The sequence below is a fragment of the Pseudoclavibacter sp. AY1H1 genome, from assembly GCF_002931055.1.
GTDB lineage: Bacteria > Actinomycetota > Actinomycetes > Actinomycetales > Microbacteriaceae > Pseudoclavibacter.
Window position 1 is genome coordinate 68,535 of record NZ_PSXX01000004.1, and the last position, 25,919, is coordinate 94,453.

Here is a 25,919-nt window from a genome sequence, read left to right on the forward strand (position 1 = left end):
GGTCACCGGTAGTGCCAACGCCTTGCCGTTCGGCTCCGAGCTACAAGCCGAGGTCCTCTACTCGTCGCCGCCCCAGTCGCGTATCGCACGCAATGCCTCATCTGCTGACGCGTATTTCGCGAGGAAAATCGAAGACTCTGCGGGCGACTGCCACAGCGTCTCTGGTCGCGGGTCGATGATCCAACTTTCCCCAGCCTTCTGGAGGGTTGCGACTTCGTATCGTGTGAACTCTCCGGCTGTGACAACAAGCAACGTTCCGTCTGATTGCGGCTCCAGAACGAACTTCGTAGCCATCAGAGCTCTTCCAAGCGCGCAGCCAACTCGCGAAGGGACTTCACGACCAGCGTGCGCTCGATCTCGCCTGCGAAACTCCAGGTGAAACCAGGAGCACCGGGAGTTAGGACCGAAGAGTCCGCGTCCAGAGCGATCGTGTAGGTTGCGTGATCCCCGTGACGGTCAGCGCTCGGCGCCTCGGTGGAGGCCGTAACTCGCGCTGTGAAACCCGATTCGTTGACATCCGAGCTGTTTGAGTAGGTCATTGGTCCAACCTAACTGCTCCGTGGTGGTCAGAATCAGATATTCATCCGGTTCGGAGATCCGGATGGCGGCAGCGGGTAACGGAATTTGCTAGCAGCCGGCGCTGGGGACGGCGAGTATCCTCAACTGCATTCTTCGATCCGACCTTGCATGTTCCCCTGTGGCGCGACCGCCAACCGGGTGGGCGAGGTCTACGCGAGCTGCTCCTGAGTCGACCTCGCCCCCGGAGGTGTGTCTCATAACCTATTTGTCGCAAAACTCATGGGTTTCGCGAGCATACTCTCGCAGCGAGTCGCCCTACCCTGGGTCGAAGACGAGACCCAAAATGCCGCTGGTCAGCACGAACCATACCAGCATGACCGCTGCTCCTAGGCTCACAAGCAGCGTGAGCATCTTTCTGTCCTCGTTTGATGGCATGACACCAGCTTGCATACTCTGCACCTGAGGGCATGCACAAATGTTGCGAGACGCGGTGAGCAGTCGTCGTGTTGCCTTCGCACGCCGAGACGTGTCGATCTCGTGCCCTGCCGCGTGAGACACCTCAAAACCCATCGTTCAAGGTCTGAATGCAACGCTGTCGATCCAGACCGGTCGGAAGACGTGCGGTCAATTGCTCGTAGCGGGAAATCTCACAGGCGTGACGTTGGTTAGCGCTCTCGCACTGGAGTGATCAGGACTCCGCCGAATCGCGCCTCGGAGTAGTCCCACTCGCGTCCATCAACCCACACCCGCGCCGAGATGCAGGGCAGCGATTCGTGCTCGCCGTTCGGCCAGTGCAACACGAACCCGCCGCCGAACGACGCGTTCGATCCAGCCACGCGTGCACCGTTCGCATCTACTGCGCGAGCTTCGCATTCGAGGCACAAGTATTCGGGGTACCGATCGGACTGGACGACTTGGGTGCCGCAGTTCGGGCAGGGCTGCATTCCGCGGGCACCAGGGAGGAACGGACTCATCTGACGAGCGTAGGCCGAACGGCGCGCGTGCTGTTCGCGTACGGCCGGCTGATCGACATCGGGCGCAGCCCGGGATGGTGGAGACGAGTTCGGAGTGTCTCGCTCCCCCAGTCTGGCCAAGTGAGACATCGCAAAACCCGTGGGTTGTGAGAATGAAGGTGAGCCCCATAAGTATGTGTTCCCGCGCCCACCTCCCGCACTTCGTCGTGGACACGCCGCCTGGCCGTGTCCGCCCGTGGCTAGGTCGGGCGAGAGCATGGGACAGTGAGCACCCATTTCGACAAGACGTTGAGCGTCCTGCGGGCACGTGCGTCGTGTGGCGTGGCTTGGTGAACCACTGATCGGTTAGCGCGAAACGGGCTGTGACTGGGAGGCGCTGGCACCATCCGGAACCCCCGCAGCCTGGCGACGGGCCCTGACGAGACCAGCCGCGATCGCGATCACAACCAGAGCGACATCCAGCGCCCCGTACACGACCGCGGTGGGTTCGAGACCGAAGCGCTCGACGGCGAGGCCCGCCACCAGCGCGGGGACGCTGAAAGCGATATAGCTGACGATGTACATCGTCGAGAAAACTTGTCCACGCTCCGCATCCGGAGCTGCCTCACCCAGCGCGCCGACGGCGAGGCGGAAGGTCGCACCGAAACCGAGACCCGCGATCGCCGAACCGACGATATACAGCGGCGTACCGGCCATGACGAGTGCCGCGATCGTGATCAGCACCCCGAGAATCAGTGTTCCGTAGCCGAACAGCGTACCCAGGCGCGGGGGGAGAAATGCCGAGACAGCTGTGCCGACCGTACCGGCGATGAAGAAGACCCCGAGCACGAGGCCGATGGTGAAGTGGCTCTGCACGCCGAGTACGGTGCCGAGGATCGACGACCCGAGTGACAGGTAGAGGCCGCCCAGGGCCCAGGTCGCGGCGATCGACGGGACAAGGGCGAAGAAGATGCTTCTTGCGGCGGGAGGAAGCCCGATGCTCGGCAGGAGCGACCGCCAGATCGAGCGGGCTGTGCGGCTGTCTGGCCGGACGTGCTCTGGAACCAGCCAGATGAGAGCGGCGATGACCAGATAACCGACAGCCAGGATCCAGAACACCAGCTGCCGGGGGAAGGGCGCGAATTCGACCAGCGCGCCGGCGAGCACTGCTCCGAACGCGATTCCCAATGACGGGACCGCGCTGCTGACCAGCGAACCGGAGCGGGCGCTCGGCGCTTTGTCGATGATCATCGCCGTGAAGGTGCCGGTGGCGGCGCCGACCGCGAAACCCTGCACGAGTCGCGCCGCTACCAGAGCGCCCGTACTGTCGGCCGTTGCGAAGAGAACCATGCCGAGGGTCAGCAGAACCAGAGAGGCCGATGCCACGGGGCGGCGCCCGATCCGGTCGCTCAGCGAACCGACCGTGAGCAGAGCGACGAGCAACGCGACGACGTAGGCCGCGAAGATGACCGTCAAGGTGAACGATGAGAAGCCCCAGAGCTGCTGGTAGACGGGGTAGAGCGGAGACGGAGCCGATGCTGCGGTCAGCGTCGCCGCACCGGCGAGGCCAGCGAGCGTAAATGAGATGGGGCGCGAGAGCACGATACCTCCGTCGTAAAGCAATGATCTTTGCTTTAAACATAGGCGTCGGTGTTGGTTATAGCAAATTTCTTTGCGATAATCTGATCATGTCATCTGCTGCAGCGTCGACCCGGCCCGGTGGCCGGAGCGCAAGAGTTCTGAACGCGATCTACACCGCCGTCGGCGAGCTCGTCGGCGAAGGAACAGAGAGGGTCACCTTTCCGCTCATCGCCGAGCGCGCCGGAGTCAACCCGACCACGCTGTATCGCCGATGGGACGACGTCGACGCTCTGCTCGAAGAGGTCTCCGTCGCGGCGCTGACGCGAGAGGGTGACCAGATTCCCGACACAGGCGCCCTTGAGACGGATCTCACGGAATGGGCACTCATTATCACCAAGGACATCGCGCGGCCACACCGCACACGGTATCTGCGAGCGATGGTGGCAGCGCGCACTGAGACCGTCTCGAGTTGCCCCGTGATGGAGCGGCGGCGCGACCAGGCGGCGGAGATGGTGCGTCGGGCATCAGGGCGGGGACAAGCAGCGCCGACCGTCGGGCAGATCCTTGACCACATCGTCGCACCGCTCTATCACCATGTCGTCTTCGCCCTTCCTGTCGACGAGGAGTATGCGCGGCGACTCGTTCGCGACGTGCTCTTGATGGTGCGCTGAGTCCGAGAAGGGATCGCCTAGCTTTTCCCAGTGGTCACGCCTCCGCGACGACGTCGGCGTCAGCGTCGGCGTCTGAGATGCCGTCGTGAGACGCCGCGAAACCCAAGGGTCTCCCGATGCCGCCTCTGTTGCGGAACGAGTTCGATTCGCGGTCCGGAAGCGGTTGTTCAGGAGAGTCTGCTCAGGAGGTCCCGCAGGGCGGCGTCGTCGTGGGGAAGGGCAGGTTGGGTGTTACTGAGCGCGAGGTGCACGATGCCGTGGACGAGTGCGAACGCGGCGAGCACGTCAGTGCGCTCAGGTTCGTTTTCTCCAGTGGCGAGGTGAGCCCAGGCGCTCTTGCGTGCGCTGGAGAGGCGGGGTGTGCCAGATCAAGCAGCTCCGTCTGCCACATGACGTTCACCGCAGACGCTGATTGCTCCGGGGCTGCCGACTTCAGGAGCTGGGATCCCTTGCTCAGCGGGACCCGCAGTCGGGATCGCAGGAGCGGAGGTCGACTCGGCCGGCGGAGGGGTCGGTGTCGCCTCGTTGACGGTCTCAGCATCCGCACAGTCAGACACGAGCGTGATGATGGCGTGCGAGACGTTCCAAAGAGCCCATGGGCTTTGAAACGCCCACCGGCGGGTAAACGCGCTGGGTTCGATGACGGGGTACTCGCCGGCGTCAAGGCACGCGGACGACGACGTCGTGAAGCACGTTCTTCGCGACCGCTTCGCCCCTCAGCACCTCGAACATCAACTCGCCGGCCGCGCGGCCGTACGCGCGGGGACGCAGGTCGACGCTCACGAAGTCGTCCAGGCCGGACTCCGTCCTCGGGTCGCCGCTCATCGTGGCGATTGGCAGCGTCGCCTGCCCCCGCGCAGCTCGCAGGAGCTTGAGACGCGGGGCGACACCCTCCTGGATGACCAGGATGCTGTCGATGCCGTCAGTGGCGTCGATCCGATTGAGCACGTCGATCAGCTCTTCGCGGACCGGATGCACGCCAAGTCCGAAGACCAGGGGCTCATTCCCGTCGTTCTCGCAGCGACGCCGATAGGCCTCGTCGACCTCCAGCGACCACTGGGGTGCGACGGCAGAGTCGATGCTGACGAGGGCGGGCCGACGCCCACCGATGCTGGCGAGCGCATCCATGACACGTCCGGTCAGCGCGCCCTGCGCGGCGGCGATCGTCGCCATGACCTGGCCGCTCGCCTCACCGCGGTAAGGCCCGACCGCAACCACGGGGACCTTCCTCCGGAGGGCATCCGCGACGAAGGCATCGCCCGGGAGCGAGTCGAGAGCGATGAGACCATCGACGTTCAGACTGCGCGAGGCGGCACGCGTTCCCCCCTCGGTGAAGAGGACCAGGTCGTTGCCCTCGGCTGCGGCAACCTCGGTGACGCCGAAGACGAACTCCATGTAGAAGGCGAGAGATTCGGCCGAGGAGATCAGATGCAGGCCGATCGCGTTGTGCTTCCCACCACGGAGCGCCTGAGCGGCGCGATTCGAGACGTACCCCATGGCTTGCGCCTGCTTCATCACCAGCTCACGAGTGCGCTCGGAGACGCGACCACGGCCGTGGAGGGCGGAGGACACGGTGGTCGGCGAGAGCCCGAGCTCTCGTGCCAGGTCGAGGATCGTGACAGGTCCGGTACTCACCGGACCAATCTACTCGCGATTTCGGCACCGCTCTTGCCCAGGACTTCCAGGTGCGGTAACGTCACCGCAACACTGCGGCAACGTTGCCGCAAATGCTCCGGAGCATGCTTCAGCTCACACTCTCTCGCACACCGGCGCGCACCTTCCCAAGCGGGCGCCGTCCCGATCACTGGAGTCCACATGACCCACCCATCCACGCAGGCGACTGCCACCGCCACCCTCAGTGCACTCACTCCCCGAGTCGTCCTCAGCTTCGTCGGCACGCTCGTCATCGCCTTCATGGCCGCGAACCTCGTGCCGGTTCTCATCGCCGGTATGGTCACCCACCTCGACATCGACATCAGCACCGCAGGCCTGCTCGCCACCTGCATGAGCCTCGCGTCTGTGTTCGCGATGCTCATCACCAATGGCTTCGTCGCCCGCGGCAACCGCGCCGCGATCTCGCGTGTGGGCCTCGTGCTCCTTGCTGGCGGGTACTTCCTCGCAGCGGCACTCATGAACGTCGCCGGGGTCGCCACCGGCCTCATCGTCGGCGGCCTCGGCATCGGCATCGTCCTGGCCTGCGGCACCGCGGCGCAGTCGTCGACCGTCAACCCGGACCGCACAGTGACCACCGTCATGATCATCAACCGCATCGGCGCGACCTCCCTGCTCGCGATCGCGCCACTCTTCCAAGGCGACCTTCGGGCCGTGCTCATCACCATCGGCTGCCTCGGCGTGCTCGGCCTCGTGGTCGCCGGCGCCTTGCCCAGCCTTGGCATGAAAGAGCCGGCCACCAAGACCGGGCCGACACGACTGCAGAGCATCACGACCCTCGGCATCGTCCTCGCCGTCGCGACCGGCCTCTGGTCGGTCACCGAGGACATGGTCTACTCCATGACCAGCGTCCTCGCGGATCGCGCCGGCATCGCCCCGAACGTCGCAGGGTGGCTGCTGTCCGGCAAGGTCTTCGGCGGCCTCATCGGAGCGCTCCTGGCCCCGGTCGCCCTCAAGCGTCTCGGTCGCAGCACATCGCTGCTGATCATCGTCGTCGTCAGCACCGCCGCCAAGTTCGCAATGATCACCTCCACCGACCCACTCGTCTACGGCCTCGCCATCAGCATCTGGGGTGTCATGTACGGCGCAGTCCTCGTTCTCCTGCTCGGCCTCGCCGCCGTCATGGATGTCACGGGCCGCACGGGGGTCGTCGTCATGGGCGTGTACCTCACCGGCATCGCGCTCGGCCCGTTGCTCGGCGGCCAGCTCATCGTGGCCGTCACCCCGCTCATCTACGCGGTCATCGTGACCGTGCCCAGCATCACGTTCGGCCTCGTGCTCTTCAAGATCGCTCGAGCGAGCCGCAAGTTCGAGGACGGCAACACGACCGCGATCCCCGTCTCGACGGGCGCCGAACCAGCTCGCCGCTGACCCGCACTACAGCCGACAACCGCACGCACTCGAGGAGACCACCGTGACCCCTGCAGCACCCGCGGACCTGATCATCACCGCAGGCCGCATCCACACCTTGACCGAGGATGGAGAGCACACCACGACCGTCGCCATCCGCGACGGGCGCATCATCGCCGCCGGAGGCGACGAAGTCCTCGACGAGCTCGCCGGGCCGGACACGAGCATCCACCGCTACCCAGAGGCGACCATCACGCCGGGGCTCATCGACAGCCACACGCACATCGTCTGGGGCGCCGAGCTCTCGCGCGGCCTCAACCTCACCGACCTCACACTCGCCGAGGTGCGCGAGCAGCTCGAAGCCGCCGCCCGCCACACCCCTGAAGGCGAGTGGCTCTTCGGATGGGGAGTCGACCCGAACATCTTCGGCGAGGGCTTCGACGGGCGCATCTTCGACGACATTACCGGGCACGTGCCGCTGTTCCTGCGCATGCGGGACGCGCATTCCGCGGTCGTGAACTCGGCAACGATCGCACGGGCCGAGCTCACGGGGGCAGAGACGTTCCCGGACGAATCGCGCATCGACGTCGACCGAGACGGAGCCGTCACTGGCTACGTGCTCGAGCTGTCCGCCATGAACCTCGTCATGGCGCACGCCCCGGAGCAGTCGTTCGACGACCGCGTGCGGCAGGTCAGGGAAGTCCTCGCCGGCATGTCCGAGGTCGGGTTGACCTCGACGCACGTCCTCGACCTCCACGAGGGGAGCCAGGAGATCCTGACGGCCGCCGAGGAGCACAGCGAGCTCCCTCTGCGCCTCCGCATCTCCCCTTTCGTCATGCCAGGATCCGACCACGATGACTTCGAACGCCTCGCGGCTCTGCAAGGCGAGGGCGGGCGGCGCTGGCGCATCGAGGGAGTGAAGTTCTTCATCGACGGCACCGTCGACAACGGCACCGCGTGGCTCCACCAGCCCGACACCTACGGGCAGGGCACCGACTCCATCTGGACCGACCCCGACGCGTACCGCGCCGCTCTCCGCTTCTTCGCCGAGCGAGGCATCGCGACCGCGACCCACGCCATCGGCGACCGCGGCGTCGACTTCGTCCTGGATGCGATCGAAGAGCTCGGCGAGGTCAGGCACCTCGCACCGCACCGCATCGAGCACATCGAGACGATCCCAGACTCGACCGTTGGCCGATTCGCGGAGCTCGGAGTCGCCGCGAGCATGCAGCCCATCCACGGCACACACCACACGAAGGCCGACCGAAGCGACAACTGGTCGGTACGGCTCGGGGAGCAACGGGCCTCGCACGGCTGGCGCTGCCGCGACATCCGCGAGACCGGTGCCACGCTCGCACTAGGAAGCGACTGGCCCGTGACGCCGTTCGACCCTCGAGCGATGATGGCCGACAGCATCCTCCGCTACCCGGTCGCCAAGCCCGGCACCGCCCCAGTCCAGCCGGAGCAGGGGCTCACCGCACTCCAGGCGCTCGAGGGGTACACATCCCACGCCGCCCGAGCCGTCGGGCTCGACCACGAAGAAGGGAGCATCGCGCCTGGGGCCCGTGCGCAGCTGACGGTCTTCGCAGCCGATCCGCTGAGCATCACCCCGGCGACACTCGCCGAGACGCCGGTCATCGCCACCTACGTCGACGGGACCCTGGCACACGCGACCGCGACGGCGCGCGTCTAGGCGGAAACTCCTCGGAGCGGCGTCGCGGGCCTCAAACGCGAGGCGCAGAAACAGGTGGCGTCGCCTCCAGATCTCGACGTCCGCTACCGGGCTTGTCGAGGCGCGCGCGGAGGCGCATCGACAAGCCCGGTGATCGACGCCTCAGCGCCTACGCGATTCGGATGAGCTTCTTGTTGACGAACTCGTCCATCGCGGGCTTGCCCATCTCGCGGCCGGTACCGGAGCGCTTCACGCCACCGAAGGGCAGCTCCGCGGCGTCGCCGAGGACGAGGTTGATCCACACCATGCCGGCGTCGATCCCGTCCGCGACCCGCAGCGCCTGCTCCTGGTCGGTCGTGTACACGTACGAGCCAAGGCCGAACGGGGTGTCGTTCGCGAGGCGCACGGCCTCCTCCTCGGACGCGACCCGGTAGAGCGACGCGACGGGCCCGAAGAACTCTTCGTGGAACGCGTTCATCGCAGGTGTCAGGTCGGTGAGGACGGCCGGTGGGAAGAAGTTGCCCGTCGGCTCACCCGATGCCAGGATCGTCGCGCCCTGTGCCTTCGCGCGGCCCAGCTGTTCGCCGAGACGCTCGGTCGCGGCGGCGGACGACAGAGGCCCGAGTTGAGTGCTCTCCACCATCGGGTCAGCGGGCGCGTTCGAGGTGAGGGCCTCGGTGAACTTCTCCGCGAACTCATCGAACAGCTCGTCGATGACGATGAACCGCTTGGCGGCATTGCAGGACTGCCCGTTGTTGTCGATGCGGGCGTTGACGGCGTCCATGACGACGGCATCCATGTTGTCGGTTGACAGCAGGATGAACGGGTCGGACCCACCGAGCTCGAGCACGACCTTCTTGAGGTGCCTGCCCGCCAGCTCTGCGACGGCGGAACCGGCACGCTCCGAACCGGTGACCGAGACGCCCTGCACGCGGGGGTCGGCGATGACCGTCGCGATCTGATCGTTCGTGGCGAAGATGTTCACGTACACGGAATGGTGGGCGCCGAGTTCGGCTTCGGCGTCGTCGAAGATCTGCGCGATCGCCAGCGCCGACTCGGGGCACTGCGGGGCGTGCTTGAGGAGGATCGTGTTGCCGTTGACCACATTCGGACCAGCGAACCGCGCCACCTGGTAGTACGGGAAGTTCCAGGGCATGATGCCGAGCAGCACACCGAGCGACGCGCGTCGGATGAATGCGGAGCCCGTGCCGTCGGACAGTTCGATGGCCTCGTCTGCAGAGAACGCCTCGCCGTTGTCGGCGTAGTACTGGTAGATCACCGCGGCGAAGTCGACCTCGTCGAGCGCCTGCTCGTAGGTCTTGCCCATCTCGCGGACGGCGATCTCGGCCAGCTGTTCGCGGCGTTCCGTGTGGAGAGCGGCGACGCGCGCGACAAGCGCGGCACGGTCGGCGACGGCGACGCGCCGCGACCACTCCTCGTGGGCGGCGGACGCGGCGGTGATCGCCCGCTGCAGCTCCTCGTCCGTGATCGTCGGGTATTCGCGGAGAGTCTCTCCGGTCGCGGGATTGACAACGGCGTAATCGCTCACTGGTGTGCTCCTCTGTCTGAAAGGTAGGGGGATATGGGTGGAATTCTGAGGGCGGCATGAGGCTCGGATCGGCGTGCGGCAGTGCGAATACCCGTTTGCAGAATCACGGAGGCCACAACTCGCATCGGGGCCGGGATCCGCACATCGGGCGGTCCCGCAGCGCGGTTCTGCGGCTCGTCGGCAAGCCCCGGGAAATCGCCGGCCGCGTCTGGAGATCTGTACGACACACGTGTCACGCTCCCGCCGAGGCGATGCTCCGGAGAACCTGCTCATTCGCTCGTATGTGCTCCAGGACGGCCGCGTGAGCGGTCTCGGCGTCGCGTCTGAGAAGTGCTTCGGCAATGAGCACGTGTTCCCGGAGTGCGTCTTCGTGGTGCCATCCGACCACCACCTCCCGGCGCTGGAGGAGCCTGATCGCGAAGGTCATCTGACTGCGAATAGAGGCGAAGAACTGATCAAGGAGAGGACTGCCGGCAAGGGCGATGACCGAGGCGTGGAATTGCACGTCCGCCGTCGCGTGACGCGATGAGTTCTGCCCCTCCGCGGCCGCCCGCCGGAGATCAGCTAGCGAGACCATCACGGTGTCGAGTGCGGAGTCCGGCGCATCGGCGCAGGCGCGGGCACCTGTGCCCTCGAGGACAGCGCGGGCAGCGTAGAGGTCCGTGACGTCGTCGGTCTTGAACTGGCGGACGCGGGCGCCCCGGTGCTTCTCGTGGGTGACCACGCCCTCTTGCGCGAGCATCAGAAGGGCTTCTCTGACGGATCGTCGTGAGGCGCCGAACCGGTCGGAGATCGAGATCTCCCGCAGAGGCTCGCCCTGCTCGAACCGCAACGCGAGGATGTCGTCGCGCAGATGGTCGGCGATCAGCGAGGGTGCAACCATATTTGCCTCCGGGCCGCCAGAAGCGGCCGCATCAGATGTGACCAGGTGTCGTGGTCGTCGCCAGTGTACCCACGGGGTCAGCGCCGTCCGTCGCACGCCCGCCAGGCGGATCGCACGACGGGCGATGGGGCCCGTGGCTGGATTTGTCAGTGCCTAGGACGGCATCTGGTCTCTCTCCTCAGCAGTGACGGAATCTTCGTTCTCGGTTTCCGAGAGCACCTCGCTGAGTGCCGTGAGCAGCCGGTCTGCGTGCTGTGACTCGAAGACCATCGGAGGTCGGATCTTGAGGACGTTCTCGTGACGGCCGGACGCGCTGACCAGCACTCGTTTCGCTCGCAGCCCGTTGACGACCCGGTTCGCCAGACCGGGGTCGGGGGTGCCGAAGGGGTGGATGCCACTCCGGACGAACTCGACGGCGAGGAAGAGACCCTCGCCGCGAACCTGACCGAGACGCGGATCCTGGCGTGCAAGTTCGCTCAGTCCGTCCATGAGGACAGCTCCGACGGCTGCCGCGCTCGGAAGAAGCTCACGATCCTCGATCTCATTGAGGACGGCGTTCGCCGCGGCGATACTCACCGGGGTTCCTGCGAAGGTGTTGAAGTACCGGACGTCGCGCCCGAAGGCATCCATGTGCTCGCGTCTGCCTACTACCGCGGAGATGGGGAGGCCATTGCCCATAGGTTTTCCGAGGACGACGAGATCGGGTTCGACGCAGTGCCGAAGGAAGCCCCACCACGCGGATCCCAGCCGACCGAAGCCCGGCTGGACCTCATCGGCGATGTAGAGGCCACCGCGATTGCGAGCGACATCGACCGCAGGCCGCAGAACTCCCTGTGGATGCGTCACGAGACCATCGCTGGAGAGAACCGAGTCGATGATGAGGGCGGAGAATCTCACGCCCCTCCGCTCGAGGAGGGTGATCGCGTCTTCGACGCGCTGCGCGAAGAGCGCGGCCGACGCCCCCTCGTCCGACGGGTCTCGCAATGGGTCGGGCGCGGGCACGGTCACGACGTGGGCTGGGAGCGTGTTGTTCGGCCCGAGGCTGGGCGAGATGGCTGCACTGGCTTGCGTGGTCCCGTGATACGCATTCGAGGTGATGACGACACCGGTCCCGCCGGTGATATGCCGTGCCATTCGGAGCGCGAGATCCACCGCCTCGCTGCCGGTGCACGCGTACACCACCTGTTCCAGGTAGTCGGGAAACAGGGAGACCAGTCGTTCGCTGTAGTCGACGATCTGATCCGTGAGGTACCGGGTGTGCGTGTTGACTTTCCCGAGCTGCTCGTCGACGGCCGCCCGCACTCGCGGGTTCGCGTGCCCGACGGCCGGCACGTTGTTGTACGCGTCGAGGTAGTCGACGCCGTCGGGGTCGAACAGGAGGGCGCCGTCTCCGCGAGCTACCTCAACGGGGCGCTCGTAGAAGAGCCGATAAGGCGCGCCAAGCACTCTCTGCCGCCGCTCGATCAGCTCAGCCGCCCTGCGCCCTACTTCCACGCCAGAGGCGGGGTCGTAGCTGTTCACCATGTGCATCTGACCGGGAAAACCCATGTCGCCTCCTTTGGTCACCAACTCGACTATTGGTCACCAATATTGATACCCTACTCGCATGAACATCACAACCGACGCCGATTCGGCCTCAGCGCACGCATCTGCTGCCGCGGTCGACGAGGTCAACGTCGCCGACGCCGAGATCATCGAGATCCTGCGGACGCGGTTCGAGATCCACGCGTCGGCCGTTCAAGCCGTCGGGGCCGAGAGCGCCGCCGTGTTCCGCGCAGTCGATGACCGAGACACGGCATTCGCCGTCAAGGTCTTCTGGGCCGACGCATCCTCGAGCGCCCCCCTTCGGTGGCACCAGGAAGTCGTCCAGAGGGTCGCGGAAGCGGGGCTCCCGGTCGCCCAGCCGCGACGATCCACTGCCGGAGAGCTCACCGTCGAGGCCGAGACGGGCAAGAGGGCGCTGCTCGTTCAGGTGTCAGACTGGCTGAGCGGAACACCACTGGAACGAGTGCCGATGCGGAAGGAACTGCTCCGCGAGATCGGCCATGTCGCGGCGCGACTTCACCAGTGTCTCCGACTGGAGAGCGCACCGGCCGGACACGGAGAGCACCCGTGGCAGATCACCGAGTCCAGGACGACGATCGAGCGTGCCCTCAAGCGCATTGCGATCCTCACGGACCAGGGGCAGCTCCCGGGGACCGCGAAGGAAGTTGCGCGGCTCGAGCGCGCAGCCGACACCGTCTTCACCCTCCTGGCGGAGAGCGTGGCGCCTCGGTTGAGCAGACTCCCAACCACCGTTGTGCATCACGACCTTCACGACTCCAACCTCCTGGTGGGGCCCGGGACCGACCACACGACGATCACCGGCATCCTCGACTTCGGCGATATGGCCCGCAGCATCCGCATCTCGGAACCCGTGATTGCCGGCGCCTACGCTGCGCGTCACTGCGCCGATCCCATGTCGGCCGTGGACGAGGTCATGACCGGATGGTCTGCGTCTGTCCCCGTCACATCGGACGAAGCTGCGGTCGTGCTGCCGCTCGCGGCCGCACGGCTGCTCGCCAACGCCACGGTATGGATGTCACGCCTGGGCACCGCCCGGGGCGACTACGCCGCGCACCGTCGACGCGGTTCTCTCGAGACCGCAGAGGCGCTCCTCCACGCGGTCTAACGACCATGAAGAAGTGCGAGCGTGGCCGCGCCCCGTCCGCGCACCAAGACCCCGAGTGGATCTCGAGACACACCGATCGTCCAGAAAGTGGGAAGCTATTGGATACCCCAAGCCGCGTAGCGATCATCACCGGAGCGGGCAGCGCCGAGGGAATCGGAGCCGCCGTCGCGATGATGCTCGGTCGGGCCGGCATGAAGGTCGTCGTCACCTCAACGACAGACCGCATCCACGAGCGAGTATCCGACCTGCATCGAGCCGATATCGACGCCAGCGGAGTCGTGGCAGACCTCACGGAACAGCGAGGGGTGGATGCTGTTCTCACTGCGGCGCGTGAGAGGTACGGCGTCCCGACCGTCCTCATCAACAACGCAGGTCTCACTTCCGTCTCGCGCGCCGAGCCCACCGCCGCGATCGATGACATCTCCATCGAGCAGTGGCGGAGCGCGCTGGATCGGAACCTCACCACAGCCTTGCGGATGACGCGCGCCGTCATCCCGCACATGCGGGAAGCCGGTTACGGGCGCATCGTGAACGTCGCCTCTCTCTCCGGGCCGGTGATGGCCTACCGGGGAGACATCGGCTATCACACCGCCAAGGCGGGGATGATCGGCCTGACGCGCGGAACCGCGATCGACGTGGCGGCATCTGGCATCACGGTGAATGCCGTCGCACCCGGGTGGATCTCGACGTCCTCGTCCAGCGATCACGAGCGCTCCATGGGGCGGGCCACCCCGATGGGCCGCTCAGGTTCGGCCGAGGAAGTCGCGTCTGCCATCTGCTCCCTCGCAGGAGCCGGAGCCTCATACATCACGGGGCAACTGCTGCTGGTCGACGGAGGCAATTCGATCGACGAGGAGCGTGGCATGGGATGACCAGAGCGCAGCGACCTGACCTCACACTTCCACTTCACACAGCACCCAAGGAAAAGCCATGACCGACGTCTTCGACTACTTCACACAAGTTGATCTCCCCACCCCGACGCTCTCCGACGAGGAGGTGCAGCGACTGTTCGTGGAAGTGTTCGGGATCGAGATCGACGTGCAGGCGCTCGGCAGCCAGCAGGATCAGAACGTCCGCGTCTTCGAGCGGGGGTCGACGCAGCCGCTCGGTGTCCTCAAGCTGAGCAACCCCGTCTTCAGCGAAGCGGAGATCGACATGCAGGATGCCGCGGCGACAACGGTCGCGCAGCGCAGTCCGCAGGTGCGTGTCCCCCGCATCGTCCACGGACCCCGCGGCGCTATGTCGGCGTGGTGGAATTCGTCCCAGGGGCCCATTCACGCCCGCGTCATCGAGAACGTCTCTGGCCGGACGCTCATGGGGTCGTCCTACCTCTCGCCCGCCGTGGTGGAGGGGCTCGGCGCGCTCTCGGGCGCGGTGAGCGCCGCCCTCGCGGACTTCACGCACCCCGCAACGAGCCGTGTCCTCCAATGGGATCTGCGTCATGCCGAGCGTGTCATCGATACGCTCCTGCCCCTCGAACCGGATGCCGACATGCGCGGCATCGTGCAGCGCGCCGCCGACACCGCCCGCGCCGCCCTCGCCCCGGTGAAGGCCTCCCTGCCGATCCAGACCGGGCACTTCGATGTCACCGACGACAACGTGCTGCGCGCCTGCGGCGCCACCGTGCCCGACGCGGTCATCGACTTCGGCGACACGTGCGCGTCGTGGCGAGTGGGTGACATCGCCGTCACCGTCTCCTCCGTGCTGCATCACGATGGCGCGTCCCCGGAGAGCGCCTTCCCTGCCATTCGCGCCTTCGATCGCCTGCGCAACCTCACCGATGACGAGCTGACCGCACTGTGGCCCCTCGTCATCCTGCGCGGCGCCGTGCTAGTGCTGAGCGGCCGCGCTCAGGTACGCGTCGACGAGGAGAACGAGTACGCCACCGTCGCACTCGAGCGCGAATTCCAGATCCTCGAGCAGGCGATATCGGTCCCGATCCCCGTGCTGACTGCGGCGACACGCACCGCCCTGGGCCGCCCTAGCGCGCCCGAACGTGCATGGGCGGGCTCGAGCCTCCTCTCGCCCGGGCGGCACGTCGCGCTCGACACCGCCACCGAGTCGCCGCTGAACGACGGCGGAGCGTGGCTCGACACGACGACCCTCGACCGAGCAGCGCAGCACGCACTCGATGCTGGCGCCGGTATCGTGACCGCGCCTGCATGGTCTGCGCGCCTCACGGGCGAGACCGACCCGCTGCCCTCGGCGACCGACACGATCCCGACCGACCTTCTGCTGTGGCTGGCCACCCCGACGCGCATCGACGGCGAGACCGTCGTGGCGGGGGGAACGCTCACATGGAGGTCCGGCGAGGAGATCCTCACGATCTCTGGCGCCTCCGAAGACCTGGCATCGGCTGTTCTGCCCGCGCGCGCCCGCCTGACCCTGCGGCGCGGTATCGACGGGATGATGCCGCCGGAGCGAGTCACACCCGCCCTCGCCGCAGCCTGGCGCAAGGTAACAGGCGACCCAGGAGTCGCGATCGGCCTGCCTTCGGCGACGGCGGCCGACGACGACTCGCTCGCGCGTCGCCATGAGGTGCTCGCTGAGGTTCAGGAGCACTATTACGCCGTACCACCGCGAATCGAGCGAGGCTGGCGCGAGCATCTGATCGACGTGGACGGTCGCGTCTACCTCGACATGGTGAACAACGTCGCCTCAGTGGGCCACGCCCACCCGCACGTCGTCGCGGCGGGCTCGCGGCAGATGCACCTGCTGAACACCAACTCGCGCTTCCACTACCGCGCGATCACCGACTACGCCGAGCGGATCGCGGCGACCTTGCCCGAGGCGCTCGACACTGTCTTCCTGGTGAATTCCGGCTCCGAGGCCACAGACCTCGCCATCCGCCTCGCGATGGCAGCGACGGGTCGCCCCGACATCGTCGCAATGCGCGAGGCCTACCACGGGTGGACCTACGCCAGCGACGCTGTGTCCACATCCATCGCGGACAACCCGAACGCCCTCGCCACGCGCCCCGACTGGGTCCACACCGTGGACGCGGCGAACTCCTACCGCGGAAAGTACCGAGGGGCGGATGCCGTGAACTACGCGCCGGAAGCCGTCGCGGTGATCGACGAGCTCGCCGCCGCCGGTCGCCCCGCTGGCGGCTTGATCACTGAGACGTACTTCGGCAATGCCGGCGGCATCGCACTCCCGGAGGGGTACTTGCGGGAGGTCTACGCGGCGATCCGCCGCCATGGGGGTCTCGCGATCGCCGACGAGGTGCAAGTCGGGTACGGCCGACTCGGCGAGTGGTTCTGGGGCTTCCAGCAGCAGGACGCGGTGCCCGACATCGTGGCCGTCGCCAAGTCCATCGGTGGCGGGCAGCCTCTCGGCGCCGTCATCACGCGCCGCGAGATCGCGGACCGCTACCGCAGCGGAGGGTACTTCTTCTCCTCGACCGGAGGCTCCCCGGTCTCCGCTGTCATCGGCACTGCCGTGCTGGACGTCATCGAGCAGGAGGGCTTGCAAGAGAACGCGCGCGTCGTCGGAGGCCACCTCAAGCGACGCCTCGAGGAGCTCGGCGAGAAGCACGACCTCATCGGCACCGTGCACGGTTCCGGCCTCTACCTCGGCGTCGAGTTCGTGCGTGATCACGAGACGCTCGAGCCCGCCACCGCCGAGACCGCGGCGATCTGCGACCGCCTCCTTCAGCTGGGAGTCATCATGCAGCCCACCGGCGACTACCAGAACGTCCTCAAAGTCAAACCTCCACTGGTCGTCACGCGAGCCTCGGTCGACGTCTTCGTCGACGCCCTCGACCGCGTGCTCACCACCGGATTCTGACCCGACCCACTCATCGGAGAGGCAGGTCTCGACGCCACGAGGTCGCTGCATCCCGAAGCCCGAATCTCACTCTCGTTAGGCAGACCGCTATGCGCATTCCCACCCTTCCGTTCGACCTCCTCCCCTCGGAGGGCTCAGTCTGGGCCGTCACGACCTCAGGTCTCGAAGGAGCCGCCCCCGCCGGGACGGACCTCTTCGTCGATCCCAGTGGGGAGAGCGGTGTCGCCGCGGAGACATTGCTCAATGCCCACACCCTCCTGGGGACCCCACCAGAAGGTGACTTCACGTTCGCTGCCGAGGTGACACCCGAGCTTCGGGCGACGTTCGACGCAGGGGTTCTGCTCGCGTGGGTTGACGACACCAACTGGGCGAAGCTGTGCTTCGAACGTTCTCCGGCGGGAGCGCTGATGGTCGTCTCGGTCGTCACGAGAGGGCTTTCGGACGACGCCAACGGGTTCATCGTGAATGCTCCCGATGTGCGCCTCCGTCTCGCGCGAGTGGGCAGGGTGCTGGCATTCCACGCGCACGACGGGTCTGCATGGCGTTTCATCCGCGCGTTCTCACTGCCGCGAGTAGCGACCGAGTTGTCGGTGGGCTTCGAGGTGCAGAGCCCGACCGGGGACGGATGCCGAGTCTCCTTCGCCGACATCGCGTTCGAGCGTCGGACAGTCGTGGACTTGCGCAACGGCGACTGAACCGCGCCGGCGAACGGCTTGACTGACGTGTGACACGAGGACCTCCGTGGATCGAGTGGGTGTGATGACCCACATCGACCACGGAGGTCCTCGTCCTATCCCGGGTGGCTCAGGCGATCACGCGTACACCGGAGTCGGCGACGGGGACGGGGACGGCGTCAGTCTCGTCGAACTCGACCTCCGGCGGTCGGCGACGGAAGCCGTGGGTGATGACGGCGAGCCAGACGACACCGAGAGCGACCCAGATGAGCCCGACGACGAGCGCAAGACCCGAGAGGCTGAGCCAGAGCCACGCGGTGAGCAGGAACCCCAGCGTCGGCAGCACGCCGAAGCGGAGCACTGCCGCGGCCCCACGGCGGCGTTGGTCGATGAGGAAGTGCTTGATCACCGCCAAGTTGACGAGTGAGAATGCGGTCAACGCGCCGAAGCTGATCACCGAAGCGACGGTGTTGAGATCGGCGACAACGGCAGCGAGTGACACCACACCGACGAACAGCGCGGCGCCGATCGGTGTCTGCCAGCGCGGACTGACCCAGCCGAAGAGGCGGCGCGGCAGCACGCCGTCGCGACCCATCGCGAACAGGATGCGGGCGACGGAGGCCTGGGAGGCGAGCGCCGCGGCGTAGCACCCTGCGATGTAGGTGACCAGGAAGAAGATCTCGAGCCATTTGCCTGCGGCGACCTCCATGATCTGGTTCGCCGCCGCGTCAGGGTTGTCGATGTCCGCGACCGACGGGATCACGAGCGTGGAGACATAGGCGATGACGGTGAAGATGAGCCCGCCGAGAATCGTGGTGATGATGATCGCCCGCGGCACGGTCCGACCTGGGTCGCGCGCCTCCTCCGACATCGTCGAAATGGCGTCGAACCCGAGGAACGACAGCGCGAGGATGGCCCCGCCGGCGAGCAGTCCGGGGAAGGTGAGTCCGGCGTCGTACAGCGGCTGAAGCAGCGAGGCGGTGGGGTTCTGAATCGCGTAGCTGATCGCGCAGACGACGAAGACGGCGGCGAAGATCAACTGCAACCCGACGAGAACGAGGTTGGCGTTGCGCACCACGGCGACGCCGACGACGTTGAGGGCTGTGATCAGCACGACGCTGAAGAGCGCGAACAGCCACGGCGGGACGGCGGGCAGCTGCGCGTTGAGGTAGATGCCGATCAGCACGTAGTTGATGAGCGGGAGCAGGAGGTAGTCGAGCATGAGCGCCCAACCGGTCAGGAAGCCGACGTGGCCGCCGAATGTCTTACGGGCGTACGTGTAGGCGCTGCCCGCACGAGGGAAGGCGGGTACGAGCGCGGCGTAGCTCAGGGCGGTGAAGAGCATCGCGACGAGGGTCACGAGATAGGCGGTCGCAACGTGCCCGTTCGTGGTGACGGCGACCAGGCCGTAGGTGGTGAACACGGCTAGGGGCACCATATAGGCGAGGCCGAAGATGACGAGGGAGGGGATTCCCATCACCCGCTTGAGTGAGGTGTCGGTGGATTTCATGGCAGTCCTGTTCGGGTCAGCGTGCGGCGACCACGGAGGTCGTCTCTGTGAAGGTGCGGATGCCGCGCCGCCACGTACCGCGGACGCGGACGTTGGCAATGGCAGCGGGCTCGATCGAGCGGAGATCGTCGGTGAGCCAGACGAGGTCGGCGGGCATCCCGGGGCGGAGAGCTCCGCGACGGTCCTGATCGCCGCCCTGCCACGCGACGCCGCTTGTGGCGGCGTCGATGGCTTCGTCCACGGTGAGTCGCTCCTGCGGCTGCCATCCCCCAGAGGGGTGGCCGCCCACATCCTGACGGGTGACCGCAGTACGGATACCAGCGAGCATGTCGGGGGCTGCGACGGGCCAGTCGCTGCCGAAGCTGAGGCGCGCACCGGCTTTTTGAGCGGAGTGCATGCGGTACTGCAGTTCGCGCTGCGGGCCGAGGCGTGGCAGCGTGAGATCGGTCATGACGGCGTCTTCGAGCGCCCACTGGGGCTGGAAGCAGATCGTCACGTCGAGGTCGGCGAGGCGCGGCAGATCGGCGGGGTCGATGACCTGCGCGTGCGCGATCGTGAGGCGCCGGCCGCGGCGGAGGCTCTCGCGGATGCCCTCTGCGGCGTCGAGGGCTGCGCGCATTGCGCCGTCGCCGATGGCGTGCAGGTGGACGTCGAATCCGGCGGCGTCGCACGCCGCCACGGCGTCGACGAGCCGCTCTGGCGACCAGTTGGGCAGGCCGCGGGTGCGAGCGTCGTGGTAGCACTCGAGGAGGTGCGCCGTGTGATTCTCGAGGATGCCGTCGACGAAGAACTTCACGGTGCGGCACGTCAGACCCGGGGTGCCATCGATCTCGTCGGCGATGCGTCGCAGCTCGTCGAGCTGAGCGGGCCAGCGGATCGGGTCGGCGCGCAGGGCGAGGTCGGCGTCGACGACGAGTTGGCCGGATGCGGCGGCCGCGAGCCAGGCAGGAACGTCTTCGACCTCGCACCAGGCCTCCTGCACCCAGGTCACCCCGTGTGCCGCGAGGTGCTCGCCCGCCCATGTCAGAGCATCGACGTCGGCGGCGATCGCGGGCTGCGGCGCGTGAGCAAGCACGAGGTCGATCGCCGGGCGCTCGATGAGCGTTCCCAGGGGCGAGCCGTCGGGGCGACGTGCGATGCGGCCCAGCTCCGGGTCCGGGGTCGTCGCATCGACCCCGGCGGCGCGGAGCGCGGCGCTGTTGACCCAGACGGTGTGGTAATCCCACGCATGCAGCACGACGGGCCGGTCGACCCCGTCGAGCCAGCGGGCGTCGAACATCCCGCCTTCCACGATCGTGGCGTCATAGCTCCCCCCTACCAGCCATGGAGCATCCGAGACGGCGGCCCACGCCTGCACGCGGGCGGCGATCGTCTCGACGGTCCTGGCGTCTCGCAGCTCAGGGCCGACGCGCTCGCGCCCGGCGAGGAGTGGATGAGCGTGGCCCTCGCCGAAGGCGGGCAGCAGGAGCCCACCCTCGAGATCGACGTATTCGGCGTCGTCGGGTACAGCGCTGCCCTCGGGCGCGACGACGCCGTCGACGATGATGAGCTGATCGGCGTCCGGCGATGAGCCGTCAACACGGATGGTGCCGTCACGGAACACGGTGACAGTCATAGGAACCTCCTGCTGCCCTCTTGGGCGGTTTCTTGCGGTAAGCGCTGGCGCACTCTGCGCCAGCCGGGAATCGGTGGTCGGCGTCAGCTCGCGCCCGCGGCGGTGTCGAGTGCTGTGTCAGGGGGAGGCGCGAGGGAGGGGGACGCGGCGACCCGGAGCGACCATGCCGGGACGATGACGGGCGTGAAACGGGTGGATGTGCGCATGTGCAGACCTTCTGGACAGGAACGGATGTGAGTCGACTGACATGGAACGGGAGGAGCGTCAGCGTGGCAGTGAGTGAGGCGTGGTCCGAGTGGGGCAGCCCGGGATGAGACGTCTTCGAAGCACCGCCGGGATCCAGCAAATGAAAGCGTTTCATTTGTTGTGGGTTGATAGTAGACCCGCCTACCTAGCCCGCACAACAAGAACTTTTGGACGGATTACGGGCTCATTACGGGCTTGTTTCCAGCTGCACCCGCTGCAGGGGCCGCAGTAAAATGAAGGACATTCATTTCAGGCGGAGGCGGGGTTCGTTCTTCAGCTGGCGAACGAGGGAACCAGGCGGAGAGTACGATGAGGCCTCAATGACTCCCGAGATTCCCGAAGCTGCGGGCGAGAGACGAGCACCTCCGCGACCCGCCCGACGCGCGGGTCGCCCCGTCAAACCACTCATCACCGCGGACGGCATCGCCGAGGGCGCCATCGAACTGCTCGATGATGACGGCGACTTCACGATGACGCAGCTAGCGCGCCACTTGGGTGTCGGCGCTTCGGCGCTCTACAACCACGTCACCGGCAAAGAGGAAGTGCTCGCTCGTGTCCGCGAGCTGGTCAGCGACCGGATCGACGTCAAGATCTTCGACTCGACCCCCTTCTTCGAAGCGCTGGGAGTCTGGGCGCGGTCCTACCGTGATGCCTTCGCGCGTCACCCCGCGACGATCGCGGTCTTCGCCACCACAGCACTGGACGGCGCCGGTCGAACGACAGAGATGTATGAGCGGGTAGTCGGGGCCTTCCTGAGCGCGGGGTGGCCAGAAGAGGACGTTATGACAGCGCTCGTAGCGCTGGAGGACTTCATTCTCGGTGCCGCCTTGGACGCCGTCGCCGCCGACGACATGTTCGAGCTCCGCAGCCCAGACGACGCGCCGACCTTGAGCCGGGTAACCGCTGCAAGCCGGCGCTCCGCATGGGGAGAGGACCCTGCCCTAGCGTCGTTCGAGGCAGGCCTCGACGCGATGCTGACGGGCCTGAGAGCGCGTCTGGCGCGCCTCTGCAGCTGAGCCCAGCTCATCCCACTCCACACTTTGCCCGAGAGGCGATTGGGACATCGAGTTCTTGTGGCAGATCTTGGAGAACCGGATCGCTTCTGAAGAGCACGAGAATTCCTGCGAGACCGCAGCCACCTGACGGACGGCGCGGGCAGACACTATCGAGCATGTGGCACTCCCCTACAGTGCGCAGCACGCAGAGCACCGCGCAATGCCGCGTGAGGTCCGGCGGCCTCGTAGGCTGCGGGTGATCAGGAGTCCCCCGACGCAGCGTCGTGCAGTGTGACGACCAGCTTCTGAGCGGACACGCCACCGCGGAGCGTGTCGATCGCTCCTTGGAGAGCAGAAAGGCCGTCTCCGACAACGTGGGCATTCGGGTAGGCGCGATGCCGGCCCGATGCGAGAGCTTCGGGGAGGTAGCTCCCCCAGATGGCAGCACCAACGGGAGAGGTCGAGATGGCGCTTCCCCAGATGAACGAGGCCCTGATGTTGCGGGCACGGCTGCGTACTTGCAGCAGCGCGCTCCGTGTTCCCAAGCGCAGGAGCAGGCGGATCCGGGCGAGGGAGAGGCCACCTCGACGGGGCTGCTCGTAGAACGACACGGGCGGGCTCGCCATCGCGATCTTCGTCGCGCCGGTCGCCCGAGCGATCTTCAGGCACGGTTCGGCTGACCCCACGGCGATGGCCAGGACACCCGCAACGACGGAACCGTCGACAGCCTCGATGATCCGGTCGACAACGTCCGCATCGCGGTAGTCGAAGGCAGCCTCAGCTCCCAACCGCTTCATCTGTTCGTGATTGCGAGCAGAGGCAGTCGTGACGACTCGATAGCCGGCCGCTCGGGCGAGTTGAATCGCGTTGCCTCCCACGGCCGTCGCGCCACCCCACACCACGACGACCTCGTCGCGAGATCCTGAGTCCCCGAGGCCGGAGTAGTCCAACCCCAGCTGCGCGGTTTCGAAGAGGCCGGCTGCAGCAGTGGACAGCGCGAGTGGGAGGACGGCGGCCTCCTCGAACGCCATGGTGTCCGGCAGAGCGGCGGCGAGGTTCGCGTCGACGGCGACGTATGCCTGGAAACCACTCTCGGAGACAGCATCGCGGCCCTTCTCCAGACCGATCGCGTACGCCGTGACGCGATCGCCGACCTCGAAGGCGCCCACGTCCTCTCCGACCTCGACGACGACACCCGCGACGTCCTCGCCGAGGATCACCGGGTACTGCAGCCACCCGTACATCAGCCGTCCGTTGGACTGGATGATCGCATCCAAGGGGTTCACTGCCAGTGCGCGCACTGCAACCAGCAGCTGCCCCGGGCCTGGCTTGGGTGCGGGTGCGTCTCGGATCGTCAGGTCGGCGTATGGGGCATCGATCCACGCCGCAGTGTTTTCTCTCATGACCGTCCGCTCTCCACAAGTGATGACATCTCGTGCCGTCACTGTACACCTGATGACACCTCGTGCCATCATGTTGCTATGCCTCGATGGTCCCCCGACGCCGCACTTCGGCTCGAACGTGCGGCGATCGTCCTGTTCGAACAACAGGGCTTCGCCGCAACGACGGTGCCCCAGATCGCCGCAGCCGCGGATCTGACCACTCGGACGTTCTTCCGCCACTTCGCCGACAAACGCGATGTCCTCTTCCTCCGAGATCGCGAGTTCCCCCAAGCCGTCAGCGACTTCATGAGCTCGGTCCCACCCGACGCCACCGGGGCCACCACGGTACGCGCGGGGCTCGTTGCGGCATCCCGCGGGATTCAGGACTGGCGAGCGTCGATCGCTCGTCGGCGCCTGATCGTCCGCAGCGAGCCAGCACTGCACGAGCGCGAGCTCCTGCAGAGCCACCACCTCGCCCTCGCGATCGAGGAGTCACTGAAGCAGCGTGGCACCACCCCTCGCTGGTCGCGCACGTTGGCCGCTCTTGCCGTGACCTGTTTCGACCTCGCGATGGACCGATGGCTTGCGGGACCCACGGATCGCCCGCTCGAGGAGTGCGTGACGTCGGTCTGGGACGACATGCGCGAGTGCATCAGCGAGTGACGCCGCTCACATCGGATGCCCAAGAGGGAGGACGTGCGTGGCTCCCACCCATGAGCCCGCCTCGGCTCTGCCACGTCGCGAGGTGACTGCGGCAAGGTCGGCTGCGTCATGGGGTGATTCTAGGGACCCGACCCCGAGGCCAGGGCGCCTCGTGCACAGCACAAGACGCCCCAGCTCACGTCGACCGTTGCGCCGAGTTAACCTGCTGCCGCCTCCGCGACCAGGGCAGTGTCGACGAACTGCTCGAACCGCACGATGAGTCCGCCGCGAACCACGAAATGGTGGGCAACCCGTGCGTTCAGCGCCTTGCCCGTGGTTCGGTGGGTTGCGGTGTACCGCGCAAGCACGACCACATTCTCCCCCTCGACGATGTAGGAATCGTCGTGGGCAGTCCAGTCCTCCCAGTCGCGGCCGAGGACTTCCATGACGTTCGAGGTCACCCCTCGGGGCGTTCGGTACGTCCCTGCGAGTGGGAACCCTGCCATTTCGGTCCACTCGACGTCGGGGGCCAGGGTGGCCCGGAGCGCGTCGAGGTCGCCCGCCGCTGAGGCGAGGTACTGACGGCGGACCACATCCCGCGGTGCAGCGCTCGTCGTCTCGTTTTCGTCGTCGTTTGTGCTCTGGTTCAGCCCCATGTCATCTCTCCCTTGGCAACTTTGGTCCCGATCTGAGCTGCGATGCCCATCCCGGAGTCGGGGTACTTCTGGTTCAGCAGTGCAGTGGCGGCAGCGCCGTCCGTGGTTTCAGCCAGTACCTTCTCGAACGTGTCGAGGTAGGTGCGGGTGTACCGAAGTGCGCTCGCGTCGTTCGCCGTGTCGGGCAGGCGATGACCTGGGATGACGGTGATCGGGTCGAGGGCCGACATCGCGTCGAGCTGGTCGACCCAGGCCGAGCGCAGTTCGGGCGTGGCGGTGTCTGCGGTCCAGACGTGCTCCTGCTGGAACACGAGAACACCGCCGAGGATGACGCGCTGCGCGGGGTGCCAGAGGTAGTGGCGGTCGGGGAGGAGCTCGGAGCCGCCACGGAGCTCGAGCTCTTCGCCGTCGACCGTGATGGTGTCGGAGGTGAGCGGTGAGATCTCGGGGAAGCGTGTCGGCAGGTTCGTGCCGAGCGTGGCCCAGGCCTTGAGCTTGCCCTCGAAGGAGGCCGAGATGTGTTCGATGACGATCGGGGTCGCCGTGACGATTGCCTCGGGGAACGCCTCGGCGATGACTTCAAGGCCGAAGTAGAAGTCCGGGTCCGCGTGACTGACGAACACGGTCGTGAGGGTCTTGCCGGAGTCGAGGATCGCAGCCACAAGCCGGTGCCCGTCAGCTCGAGTGAAGCCAGCGTCGACGAGGACCGCCTCTGTTGGCCCGGTGACGAGCACGGCGGACTTGTTGAGGGAGCCGACGGGGAAGTTGAGATCGAAGACTTCGAAGGAGAGTGTCATGGTCGGTGATCGCTTTCTTTGGCTGTGCAGCGTCTGCCGCACACAAGAAGCAACTTAGCTGAGCAGTCAGCTATTCCCGGAACTTTCGCGGCA

The 25,919-nt window shown here is 66.6% G+C and carries 23 protein-coding genes; 9 read left to right on the top strand and 14 right to left on the bottom strand.

The annotated features are described in order from the left end of the window. Positions 1-57: 57 nt before the first annotated feature. The 4 genes from C5E05_RS08435 to C5E05_RS08445 form a co-directional block, all read right to left on the bottom strand. A complete protein-coding gene (locus C5E05_RS08435) occupies positions 58-294 on the bottom strand; it encodes a hypothetical protein (RefSeq protein ID WP_104341662.1) in 237 nt (78 codons plus the stop codon). Further along, positions 294-539: a hypothetical protein gene (locus C5E05_RS08440; protein WP_104341663.1), complete on the bottom strand. Its 246-nt coding sequence runs from the start codon at positions 537-539 to the stop codon at positions 294-296. Before C5E05_RS08440 ends, C5E05_RS08435 begins: the two co-directional genes overlap by 1 nt. A gap of 645 nt (positions 540-1,184) precedes the next feature. Further along, a complete protein-coding gene (locus C5E05_RS20110) occupies positions 1,185-1,355 on the bottom strand; it encodes a hypothetical protein (protein WP_181059458.1) in 171 nt (56 codons plus the stop codon). A 483-nt stretch (positions 1,356-1,838) separates the two neighbouring features. Next, positions 1,839-3,074 (bottom strand): MFS transporter, encoded by a 1,236-nt coding sequence (locus C5E05_RS08445; protein WP_181059460.1) that lies wholly within the window; start codon positions 3,072-3,074, stop codon positions 1,839-1,841. Between the two features lie 20 nt (positions 3,075-3,094). Between C5E05_RS08445 and C5E05_RS08450 the strand changes: the two genes are divergently transcribed. Then, positions 3,095-3,724, top strand: a complete 630-nt coding sequence (locus tag C5E05_RS08450; protein ID WP_219819511.1) for a TetR/AcrR family transcriptional regulator — start codon at positions 3,095-3,097, stop codon at positions 3,722-3,724. A gap of 660 nt (positions 3,725-4,384) precedes the next feature. Here C5E05_RS08450 and C5E05_RS08460 read toward each other — a convergent pair. Continuing rightward, a complete protein-coding gene (locus C5E05_RS08460; protein ID WP_104307393.1) occupies positions 4,385-5,359 on the bottom strand; it encodes a LacI family DNA-binding transcriptional regulator in 975 nt (324 codons plus the stop codon). A gap of 180 nt (positions 5,360-5,539) precedes the next feature. On the opposite strand from C5E05_RS08460, the gene C5E05_RS08465 reads away from it, so the two are divergent. Further along, a complete protein-coding gene (locus C5E05_RS08465; RefSeq protein WP_104341666.1) occupies positions 5,540-6,766 on the top strand; it encodes an MFS transporter in 1,227 nt (408 codons plus the stop codon). Positions 6,767-6,809: 43 nt separating this feature from the next. Continuing rightward, complete coding sequence (locus C5E05_RS08470) at positions 6,810-8,438, top strand: amidohydrolase (protein ID WP_104307391.1); 1,629 nt, start codon at positions 6,810-6,812, stop codon at positions 8,436-8,438. Positions 8,439-8,586: 148 nt separating this feature from the next. Here C5E05_RS08470 and C5E05_RS08475 read toward each other — a convergent pair whose 3' ends face one another. From C5E05_RS08475 to C5E05_RS08485, 3 genes are all read right to left on the bottom strand, one after another. Then, entirely contained in the window at positions 8,587-9,966 is a 1,380-nt protein-coding gene (locus C5E05_RS08475; RefSeq protein WP_104307390.1) for an aldehyde dehydrogenase family protein, read from the bottom strand. A gap of 232 nt (positions 9,967-10,198) precedes the next feature. Continuing rightward, entirely contained in the window at positions 10,199-10,945 is a 747-nt protein-coding gene (locus C5E05_RS08480; RefSeq protein ID WP_146081393.1) for a GntR family transcriptional regulator, read from the bottom strand. A 57-nt stretch (positions 10,946-11,002) separates the two neighbouring features. Continuing rightward, entirely contained in the window at positions 11,003-12,397 is a 1,395-nt protein-coding gene (locus C5E05_RS08485) for an aspartate aminotransferase family protein (protein WP_258064805.1), read from the bottom strand. A 58-nt stretch (positions 12,398-12,455) separates the two neighbouring features. On the opposite strand from C5E05_RS08485, the gene C5E05_RS08490 reads away from it, so the two are divergent. The 4 genes from C5E05_RS08490 (at position 12,456) to C5E05_RS08505 (ending at position 18,004) form a co-directional block, all read left to right on the top strand. Further along, the gene (locus C5E05_RS08490; RefSeq protein WP_104307387.1) at positions 12,456-13,520 is read left to right on the top strand and encodes a phosphotransferase; all 1,065 of its coding nucleotides are present in this window, start codon (positions 12,456-12,458) and stop codon (positions 13,518-13,520) included. A 98-nt stretch (positions 13,521-13,618) separates the two neighbouring features. Continuing rightward, positions 13,619-14,392 (top strand): SDR family NAD(P)-dependent oxidoreductase, encoded by a 774-nt coding sequence (locus C5E05_RS08495; protein ID WP_258064806.1) that lies wholly within the window; start codon positions 13,619-13,621, stop codon positions 14,390-14,392. A 58-nt stretch (positions 14,393-14,450) separates the two neighbouring features. Next, on the top strand, positions 14,451-17,309 hold the full coding sequence (locus C5E05_RS08500) for an aminotransferase (RefSeq protein ID WP_104341668.1): 2,859 nt from the start codon (positions 14,451-14,453) through the stop codon (positions 17,307-17,309). An 89-nt stretch (positions 17,310-17,398) separates the two neighbouring features. Then, complete coding sequence (locus tag C5E05_RS08505; RefSeq protein WP_104307384.1) at positions 17,399-18,004, top strand: DUF1349 domain-containing protein; 606 nt, start codon at positions 17,399-17,401, stop codon at positions 18,002-18,004. Positions 18,005-18,113: 109 nt separating this feature from the next. Here the strand turns inward: C5E05_RS08505 and C5E05_RS08510 are convergent, their stop codons facing one another. From C5E05_RS08510 to C5E05_RS20520, 3 genes are all read right to left on the bottom strand, one after another. Continuing rightward, positions 18,114-19,493 carry an APC family permease gene (locus C5E05_RS08510; protein WP_104307383.1) on the bottom strand — a complete coding sequence of 460 codons (1,380 nt, stop codon included), beginning with the start codon at positions 19,491-19,493 and terminating at the stop codon, positions 18,114-18,116. Positions 19,494-19,509: 16 nt separating this feature from the next. Beyond that, a complete protein-coding gene (locus C5E05_RS08515; protein WP_104341669.1) occupies positions 19,510-21,108 on the bottom strand; it encodes an amidohydrolase in 1,599 nt (532 codons plus the stop codon). 83 nt (positions 21,109-21,191) lie between these two features. Beyond that, positions 21,192-21,314 carry a hypothetical protein gene (locus C5E05_RS20520; protein ID WP_258064808.1) on the bottom strand — a complete coding sequence of 41 codons (123 nt, stop codon included), beginning with the start codon at positions 21,312-21,314 and terminating at the stop codon, positions 21,192-21,194. Positions 21,315-21,674: 360 nt separating this feature from the next. Here C5E05_RS20520 and C5E05_RS08520 point away from each other — a divergent pair, with 360 nt between their 5' ends. Further along, the gene (locus C5E05_RS08520; RefSeq protein WP_104341670.1) at positions 21,675-22,370 is read left to right on the top strand and encodes a TetR/AcrR family transcriptional regulator; all 696 of its coding nucleotides are present in this window, start codon (positions 21,675-21,677) and stop codon (positions 22,368-22,370) included. Between the two features lie 239 nt (positions 22,371-22,609). On the opposite strand, the gene C5E05_RS08525 is transcribed toward C5E05_RS08520, so the two are convergent. Then, the gene (locus C5E05_RS08525; protein WP_104341671.1) at positions 22,610-23,752 is read right to left on the bottom strand and encodes a zinc-binding alcohol dehydrogenase family protein; all 1,143 of its coding nucleotides are present in this window, start codon (positions 23,750-23,752) and stop codon (positions 22,610-22,612) included. Positions 23,753-23,830: 78 nt separating this feature from the next. Here C5E05_RS08525 and C5E05_RS08530 point away from each other — a divergent pair, with 78 nt between their 5' ends. Further along, complete coding sequence (locus C5E05_RS08530) at positions 23,831-24,394, top strand: TetR/AcrR family transcriptional regulator (protein WP_104341672.1); 564 nt, start codon at positions 23,831-23,833, stop codon at positions 24,392-24,394. Positions 24,395-24,591: 197 nt separating this feature from the next. On the opposite strand, the gene C5E05_RS08535 is transcribed toward C5E05_RS08530, so the two are convergent. Continuing rightward, positions 24,592-25,029: a nuclear transport factor 2 family protein gene (locus C5E05_RS08535; RefSeq protein WP_104239828.1), complete on the bottom strand. Its 438-nt coding sequence runs from the start codon at positions 25,027-25,029 to the stop codon at positions 24,592-24,594. Then, on the bottom strand, positions 25,020-25,826 hold the full coding sequence (locus tag C5E05_RS08540; protein ID WP_104341673.1) for an MBL fold metallo-hydrolase: 807 nt from the start codon (positions 25,824-25,826) through the stop codon (positions 25,020-25,022). The genes C5E05_RS08535 and C5E05_RS08540 overlap by 10 nt, the downstream gene beginning before the upstream one ends. Positions 25,827-25,919: the final 93 nt, after the last annotated feature.